This window comes from Anaeromassilibacillus sp. An172 (assembly GCF_002160515.1).
Lineage (GTDB): Bacteria > Bacillota > Clostridia > Oscillospirales > Acutalibacteraceae > Limousia > Limousia pullorum.
This window is the reverse complement of sequence record NZ_NFKS01000005.1, coordinates 129,853-137,733: the sequence shown is the minus strand read 5'-3', so window position 1 is coordinate 137,733 and position 7,881 is coordinate 129,853. Positions and strand designations below refer to the sequence as shown.

Here is a 7,881-nt window from a genome sequence, read left to right as displayed (position 1 = left end):
GGATGAAAAAATATGCAAGACAAAAAGACCTGAACAAAAAGTCCAAGTCGATGGATAAGTGGGTATAAAAAGATTATTTAAATTGAGGGACGTAAGCGGTATTGTATTTTAAAACAGCAAAAATGGTGTTACAAAGCTTTCTGGCAACAGCACCAACAGCAGTAAGATGATGCTTGCCCTCGGATCGCTTTTTTTGATAAAAAGCCGAGAAAACCGGATCATGAAAGGCTGCAATCAAGGCAGCCTGAAACAGAGCTTTGCGCAAATAGGGAGAGCCACGCTTACTCATTTTGTTATTGGTGGATTGGTATTCACCGGATTGGCTGACAGAAGCGTCTATACCTGCATAAGCAGCAAGCTTGGAAGCGTTTGAAAAGCGAGAGATATCACCGATCTCTCCTAAAATAACAGCGGCGTTAATATTGCCTACACCCGGTACAGTCATAATAGGAGAATTAATTTTATCAAGGATAACTTTGATTTCTGCTTCCACATCACATACCTGAGCGTCAATAAATTTAATCTGCTCAATTAAAAGCCGAAGCTGTAAAGAGAAGCTATCCTGACAGAACTTCAGTCCGAAAGAACTTGCTGCGAGCTCTGAAATCTGAGTGATTTTGTTTTTGGCAAAACCCTTAAAAGAGACCTTTTTGAGCACGTTTTCAAGCTGTTCAGAAGAGATGTTTTCAAAATCATCCGCAGTCTGAAAGTGCGAAAGAAGTTCTTTAGAGGTTTCGCCGAAAACATCTGAAAAAGCAGTGTGATATTCTGGGAACACCTGGTCAAGAACACAGATTACCTTGCGCTTCAAGTCTGAAATGGACGAAACAAGATAAGTGCGAAAGCGTGACAGATTACGCAGTGACATTGTGTCTTCATCTGACAGTGAGGTTTCAACAAAATCACCGTAGCGTATCAAATCAGCAATGAGAACAGAATCGATGAAATCTGTTTTACGCTTTCTGATTTCAGTCCCTTTTCGCCAGCCGTCAGTTTGAATAGGATTAACGACATGAACAACAAATCCATTTTCAACAAGAAATGAGTAAATCGAAAGCCAATAATGACCGGTAGCCTCCATTCCTATTTCAACTTCTGATTGATTATTGATATGTACTGATAATTTTTCAATCAGGCTGTTTGCGCCTTCGGTTGTGTTTGAAAACGAGAATGCTTTGAATAATGGTTTTGCCGTTTCATCAATAAGAGAAGCAACATGAGTATTTTTGCCGATATCAATTCCGAGATAAAGCATAACATTCACCTAAATAAACAGATTTTAGATAGTTCCTCTTATCTGATAAACGTTACTGCCTTGTTCTATATTCGAAGTACGGCAATCAGCCGTCAACATCCAACTTATTCGTAATCTGTTTATCAGAAAGAGGTGTCAGTCTTTCCAGTACGGAGTAGCTTTTGGCTCCCCAAGGAGAATACGACATCCTCTATCTAATAACTACAATTATACAACATTATGTTGAATAATTATACAGTTGATTTTGGGAGTTAGGCTCCCTTATCAACCTAAATTTATTATACAAGGAGAAACTAAAGATGAGATCCACAATAAAAATCAGGAAAATAACGGCGCTATTGTTAGCTGTTATTATGCTGCTTGGTCAGAGCGCCGCCGTGTCAGCGGCGGATAATGACCCGGCCGATGAGAATTACGGCTGGAAAGTTGAGCAATTTGGAAAAATAGGAGAGATTACTGTTCCTGAAGGTGGTATGGAATACTATGAAGACGGCTTCAAGGAAACACATACTCCTTTTTATCAGGCCGGTACTTCTTCAATAGTTATTTACAACGAAAATGCCCCGGAGCTTACAAATAGCGTTTGGGAATTTGATTTGATTTTTCAAGATGATGTTCAGAAATGTAGAATAGGGTTTTTCCCCAGATTTCAGGATCCTCAAAACTGCGGAGGTATAGCAATTGATACAGTTGCTTCTTTGCAGGCATCAACAATGCAGGGTGGCAGTGAATCTTGGCCTGCACTTGCAAACGATACTGGATTTTCTATTGAGCACAACAGGGAATACCATTTTAAGTTTTTAACTGATGAAACATCAATAAAAATGTACGTTGACGGAAAGCTTATTACCCAGCGTACCCAAATGAACAATCTTCCTGCTTCAGGAAAATACGCATTTAGAATTTGGGGTATTGCAGATGCCGAAAAGGGTCAGAAATATGTTCAAGTTTCAAATATGCGTTTTGCTGAATACAAAAAATCACAAGCTGACAAGACAGATTTTGAAATTCAGTCATCTGACTGGGGACTTTCAGATGTTGAAATTCCTTTGACTTTGGCACAGGATGATACTGTTACAGCTGTTAAAAACGGAGTTGAAGCTTTGGCAGCAGATACAGATTACACATTGTCAGAAAATAAACTTGTTATCAGCAAAGACTATATTGCAAAGCAAGTCGATACTTTTTCTTTAAATATAGAGTTTGACGGCGGCTCTCAGTCACAGGTAACATTTACAAAGAAGGTTCCTTTTGAACAGTTCGAGTATGTTATGGACTTTACAACCCAGCAGGAGGGAGTTGTTCAGAAGGGTGGTTCCGGTACTATTGAGTATACCGAAGACGGACTTCATATAAAGGGCGGAACTACACTCCACTTTGAAAATGCACCACTTGCTGAGAACGGAGAAATAGAACTTGTTTTTGAAGAACTCAACGACGACGGCGGTGTTGGCTTCCTTTACAGAATAGACGGCGATGTTTGGCAGTCAGTTTATAATGCAAATTCATCACGTTATCAGTATGATACAAGCCTTTGGAATTACCGTTCAAATAAGACATCATCCTACCAGATTTTGGAGGACGGTACACCTATCTTTAAGAGAAACGGATATAACCACACATTGAAGCTCAGATATGTGGGCAATACCGTTACAATGTGGCTTGACGGTCAGCATATGAAAGATATCAGAATAGCCTCAATGGATTCTCTCAAGGGTATTATAGGTCTCAGTACTGAGGACGCTACAGAGATAATTCTGAAAAAAGTCACATATAAAAATATAGACAATCTCCAACTTTCAGAATCAAGCGAAGAAAAAACAATAAGCTTGGGAGATATGAGTGTAAAGCTTGCCGCTGATTTCCCAAGAGTAATCAGCTATGAGCTTAACTCAAAGACAATGTACGGTTCACAGCTTGCTAAAAACTATGTTTCAATAAACGGATGGGATTATCCGGCAACTGCTGAAATTTCAGAAGAAACAGAAACCTCTGTAACTTATAATGTTAAGGTCGAAGAAATTGGCGTTTCTTTCGATGTAGTGTACACTGTTTTGGAAAATAATGTTCTGGATATGAGAATTAAGAATATTGCAGATGACAGCTTTACAGTTTATACAATCGGATTCCCGGAACAACCTTTGATTTCTGCAAACAGCAGTCAAAGCGGTGCAAAACTCGACGCATCTATGGGCGCATCTGACGTACATCTTGACCTTACAAAGAACAGCGCAGATAAGGTTTTGAACACAGTATGCACAATTCCTGTAATTACCACTGATGAGCTCTCAGCTTCAATGGCAAATAATGTTCTCAACAACCTTTCTGAGTTTACATACAGAAGCTTTGATATGGAAGACGGAACTACAACAACAGGTTTCTGGAATACTGAATTCCTTTATAAGGGACTTGACGGCGCAAGAATGTATGAGGATGAGGACTTGTACTGCCAGGTTGTACTTACAGAGGATACAAACGAAGACGGAATCATGGATTGGCAGGATGGCGCAAATGCCCTCAAGACAATTATAGATGATAAAATTGTGGGCGGAGAAACAGTACGCAACAGTACTATCCATGTTGGTTACAACTTCTCCAGCGTTGTACAGCATCCTTTCCTTAAAGTTGCAGATAACATGAAGCGTTTGAGCAATTACATGGACGGTTTCGGCCAGATTCTTGTATTTAAGGGATATGCAAACGAAGGTCACGACAGCGGACATGCCGACTATGCAGATATAAACCAGCGTGCCGGCGGAGCCGAAGACATGCAGCTTCTCACAGAGATAATCGAGGATATAGACGGTGTTATGGGTATCCATATCAACCATTCCGAGGCATATCCGGAAGCTAAAATGTTCACAGATGAAACAATGACCACAAGAAACGGCTGGCAGTGGCTTGACCAGTCAAAATATATCCGTCGTGAGGTTGATATTTTAAACGGCGGCATGGATTCAAGACTTGATGAAATGTTTGAAAAGGTTCCAGGAATAGGCTTTGTTTATGTTGATACATATCGTGATGACAGATATGCAGCAGCAAGACTTGCACAGCATCTTTCAGATGAGCACGGCGTTATCATGGGTACAGAGGACGGCGTGAAGTTTGACCGTTGGACTGCATGGGTTCACTGGCCATCAATAGGCGATGGTATGCACAGATTTGTATATCATCAGGATAAGGATGTTTACAGCGGCAGCAACCTTTTCAGAGGCGGTTATAACAGAAGCGGCGGCTCAGGATTTATGAGCTGGCAGCATACAAATAATATTAACGATACAGTTAAGATGTTCTATACAAGTCAGCTTCCTCAGAAATATCTCATGCATTATGATGTTAGAAAGATGACATCAAACGAGGCTATATTTGAGGGCAATGTACGCTCAGTAAATAACGGTGGAGTAAATGAGATTTATAAGGACGGAAACCTTATTGCTAAGGGAGATTTGGTATTTATTCCTTGGTACGCAGAGGACAGCGAAACAAAGAATCCTGATGAAGCAGCTAAGATTTATCACTGGAACCCATCTTCATCAACCACAGAATGGACTCTTCCGGCAGGATGGGAAAATCAGACAACAGTTAAGCTTTACAAAACAACACAGAACGGCAAAGTATTTGTTGAAGAAATCGAAGTAAAAGACGGAAAGGTTTCAATAAATGCTCAGGCAAATACTCCTTATGTTATTTACAAAGGAAACGAGGATGTAGCTCCTGACGTTACTAAGTGGAGTGAGGGAAGTCCTATCGAGGATACAAGCTTCAACTCAAGAGATTTCTCAATCTGGCAGGCAAGCTCTGAAAGCGGAGAAACAGACCATATTACAATCGAAGACGACAGCAACGGCGTTGCTATTGTAAATATCAGAGGAGCAGAGGACGGAAGCCTCAGCCAGACAATGACAGGTCTTGTTCCTGGACAGAAATACAGAGTATCTGTATGGACAGGCGCTACAAACGGAAAAACTTCACGTTTGACAGTTGTAAACAATGACGGAACAGAGTATGAAAACTATACTGAAAATACAGTAAGACAGAGCTATCTCCTTGACCACTATTCTCAGGGCAAGATGATGCAGAGAATATGGGTTGACTTTGTAGCAACAGGCGAAACAGCTGAGATTATACTTTCAGCCGACAAGAGCGGTGATAACGGTCTTGTTCAGTTTATGGAAACAAGAATTGTTAAGACAGACGCTTCTGAACTTCCTGAGGGATATGCAGCATATGAAGATTTTGAGCATGTTGACCAGGCTCACGGAATATTTGTTCCTGAGTCAAGAGAGGAACATTCTCACCTTTCACAGACTCATGAGGGATATACAACCGATACTATAAGCGGCGAGTGGTCACTTAAAATGGGCACAAGCTTCAGAACACTTCCTTCAACAGTAAGACTCCTTCCTAATACAAAATACACAATGGAGTTTAAAACAATAGGAAGCGGAAACGTTTCAGTATTCTCAGAAACTACAAATGTGAAGGTTCTCGACTATAACTTTGAAGAGGGAGAAAACAAGGTTGAATTTACAACAGACGGAAGCAAAGACACTGTAATCAGATTTGCAGGCAACGGCGTTATGGACGGAGCAAAGCTTATCCTTGATGACTTTATGGTTTATTCAATAGTAGACAAAACACCACCTACAGTTCCTGAAAATCTCAAGGGCGAAAGCGTAAACGGAAGCACAGTAAATCTTACTTGGGACGCATCAACAGATGAGGATACAGGTATTTCCGGATACAATATTTACAGAAACGGAGAACTCATTGATTCAACAACAGAAACAAGCTATACTGACAATAATGTTACAGAGTTCACAGTTTACAATTACAGCGTATCTGCAATAAATTTAGGCAGTACAGAAAGTGACAAGTCTGCAGAAATCAAAGTAGCTGTTGGAAATGACAACAGCTTGCCGGTTCTCACAGGAATTAAACCTATCAGCAATGATAAGTTCGTTGTTACATTCAGCAAGGCTATGGATAAGGAATCCGCTGAAAAAACAGAGAATTACATCGTTTCTGACGGTTTGAAAGTTACAAGCGCAGTTCTCGGAGATGACCTTAAATCAGTAACTCTCACAATCGAGGGCGTAACAAGTGATACAAACGCAGTTTTGTACACAGAGAATATTGCAGATAATACAATATCAAAGAACATATGCAGTTCTGCTTCAACTGTTACAGTTTCACTTTTGTCACGCTGGTATAAGATGGATGAAACAGACGGCGACACAGCATATGACTTTACAGGAAACGAAAACGGTGTTAAAGCCGGAAAATATAATTACACCGAAGGTAAAAACGGATATGCAATGACATTTAACGGCGGAGAGAAAATCCAGCTTGGAGATACTTTGTTTAACGAAAGCGACAACTGGACAATCTCAACATGGTTCAATGTTACCGGAGAAACAGGACAGTCACAGACTATACTCAGCAACAACACCAGTGGTGACGCTTCAAGTAAGGGTATGTGGTTCTACATCAACGGAGGAAGCAAGAAACTCTGCGTTTCTCTCAGCGACAGCAACGGAAACGGTTCTATTTACCTTGAAACACCACAGGCAGTAAGTCTCAACACATGGAATCATACTGCATTGGTTAAGGATGGAGATACATTAAGACTCTATCTCAATGGCGTACTTGCAGGAGAGAAGTCAATAGCAGGACTTTCTACAAAGAATTGTCCAAACGATGTTAGAATCGGCGGAAACTTCAACGGTTCAGGTTCTTTCCTCCACGGATTTAAGGGAGCAATGGACGATTTCAGAGTATTCGCTTCAGCTCTTGACGAAAGCCAGGTTGTAAATGAATATGAAAAGGTTTATGATGTTCCTACAATTTCAGATGACAAATTCTATTATGACAAGTCACTTGGCGGAGATTTACAGATAGATGTAAATTACAACGGATATACTACAGAAAGCGTTATTTGCGGCGAAGAAGAGCTTTTGAACAATGCTGTAACAGTAACACCTAACGGTTTTGTGTTTGCTGAAAATTGGTTAAATAATATTGACGGCGAATGCACAGTAGAAGTTACATTTGTAAAGGGCGAAGACAGCCAGGTTATTAGCTTTAACATAGAGGCTATTGCTTCCCCGTTAAAGCCTGATAAATCAGAACTCTTCTTCCTCAAGGCAGAAGCAGAAGAACTTGATAATGTTTATACAGTTAACAGTTACAAGGCTCTTCAGGAAAAGATTGCACTTGCTGAGCAGATTATTACAAATCCTGATGCAACTGAGTCAGATATAACAGATGCTGTAAATCAGCTCACCGCAGCAATGGAAAGTCTTAAATACAATAAGGGCGACGTTAACGGTGACGGAAAAATTGATATTATTGATACTTCCTTGATTCAGACATACATTATTCGTAAGGAAGTTTCAGGAGATTTCTACCTTGATCCTGCTGATTCTGACGGAAATGGTACAATAAATATTCTTGATGCTACAATGACACAGCTTGTAGCTTCAGGTAATATGATAATAAACGACGACGGTGATATAGTAAAAGCATAAAGATAAGTGTTATTTGCCATATTTAACCTCTTTATTAAATCACATGAGACTGCAGCTTTTGGCTGCAGCCTCATTATTTATATGAATAATAAA

General features: G+C 40.1%; 2 protein-coding genes. One reads left to right on the top strand and one right to left on the bottom strand.

From position 1 onward, the window contains the following. Window positions 1–73: 73 nt before the first annotated feature. Entirely contained in the window at window positions 74–1,255 is a 1,182-nt protein-coding gene (locus B5F08_RS04140) for an IS110 family transposase (protein ID WP_087376648.1), read from the bottom strand. Between the two features lie 299 nt (window positions 1,256–1,554). Here B5F08_RS04140 and B5F08_RS04135 point away from each other — a divergent pair, with 299 nt between their 5' ends. Further along, entirely contained in the window at window positions 1,555–7,788 is a 6,234-nt protein-coding gene (locus tag B5F08_RS04135) for an endo-alpha-N-acetylgalactosaminidase family protein (protein ID WP_087376647.1), read from the top strand. Window positions 7,789–7,881: the final 93 nt, after the last annotated feature.